General features: G+C 61.0%; 1 protein-coding gene. It reads right to left on the reverse strand.

The genetic code is table 11. The annotated features are described in order from the left end of the window. A partial coding sequence (locus EOA79_RS31995) for a ParB N-terminal domain-containing protein (protein WP_348631876.1) occupies positions 1 to 1,517 on the reverse strand: 1,517 nt, incomplete at its 3' end. Positions 1,518 to 1,543 lie beyond the last annotated feature (26 nt).

Raw genomic sequence — 1,543 nt, forward strand, 5'->3', positions numbered from 1 at the left:
GCATTGACGCTGTGCGCAGCGGCAAAGGCGAGAAGGCCAAGCAACTCATCGCGGGTCTGGTCAAGGCACCACTCCCAAAGATCGGCGGGGTTGCCAGGGATTTTGTGCCCCCAATTCTCGCGCATGTTTTCCAGTTCCGCGAGCGCCTTGTTGGCGTCTGGCTGCTTCATCGATCCCTCGATGTGCTCGCACGTAACCGAGATTTGCAGCGCGCTCTGCACGCCATAGCCCGATCCGACGACACGTGACAGCATGGCATGAACCACGGCGGCCAGCGCGATATCGGGATTGTTCGCCAGTTCGATGCGCAAGGCGGCGGTTTTCTGTGCCGTCAGGTCCTCAATAAGGGCTGCCGAGTGGGTGACCTTCGGCTTTCCGCTTTCGGCTTCGCTGTCCTGCGCCTCGGCTGTTTCGCGCTTCGGCTGATCCTCGGGCCGGACAAGTCCGCGCTCGATCCTGATCGCGCCGCCATTGGCAAGGGTGATGATCGCGCCGCCAGCCTCAAAGGCTTCCGGCTCGTAAGCCTCCGAACGGTCGCGCAACTGCTCAAGGCGCTCCTCGATTTCGTCAAGGCGCGGCTCGGCATCCTCGTCCGCTACATCCGCGTTGAGCAGCTCGGCCAATTGATCATATTCGGCGGTGAGTTTGTCGAACTCGACCTGTTCCTCCTCGCCAAGGTCTACCAGCTTCGGGTAGCGACGTCCGTAGCTTTGGAACGTGTCGTAGGGAAGATCGGTGGTTATCTCCACCCACTTCCAGCCTTCGGCACGTACCGCCTCGGCTGCCGCCTCAAGCTTCTCTGCCACCAGCTTTTCCAGCAATGCCGCATCGGTGACATAACCGGCGTTGCTTTCATCGAACAGGTCACGCTTTACCGGACCGCCCACCGCTTCATAATCAGCCAGCCCGCCGATAAACTGGACGCGCTTGTCTGTCGCGGCAACCAATTCCTCGGTGAGCGCTCGCCGGATGGAATAAACATCGCGGTTCCAAGAGGGCAGGGCATTCCAAACCTCAACCTGCCGCTCCTGGTCGTCGCTGACGGTGAAGGCCGACAACTGCGCGAAACTCATTTCCTCGTCGCGGAATAGCTGCAACAGGACTGGCGACACGCGGGCAAGCGCCAGCCGCTTTCGCACGATAGTTTCGGTCGTACCGAAACGGGTCGCGATGTCAGCGACTGCCTTGCCCTCTCCGGCAAGGGCGTTGAAGGCCTCAAACTGGTCAGCCGGGTGCATGGCCTCATGCAGATTTTCGGTCAAGCTGATCGCCGTTGCGTCCTCGACCTCACGCTGCTTGCATTCAACGGGGAAGTCCTTCGCGATCTCGCCCGCCTCGGCAAGAAGAAGGAGCGCCGCGCGTCGGCGACCGCCCGCCGTCACGAAATAGCGGCCTTTCTTGTCGCCCTTCCTGACGATGAGGTTCTGCAACAGCCTGTACCCGTCGGCTCGGATGGTCGCGGGCAGTTCCTTGATGCCCTCGGCGCTATAGGTCTTGCGGACGTTCTTCGGGTCCACGTCCAACTTGTTCAAAGGAATGGTGA

This window comes from Mesorhizobium sp. M1A.F.Ca.IN.020.03.2.1, assembly GCF_004023205.1.
Lineage (GTDB): Bacteria > Pseudomonadota > Alphaproteobacteria > Rhizobiales > Rhizobiaceae > Mesorhizobium.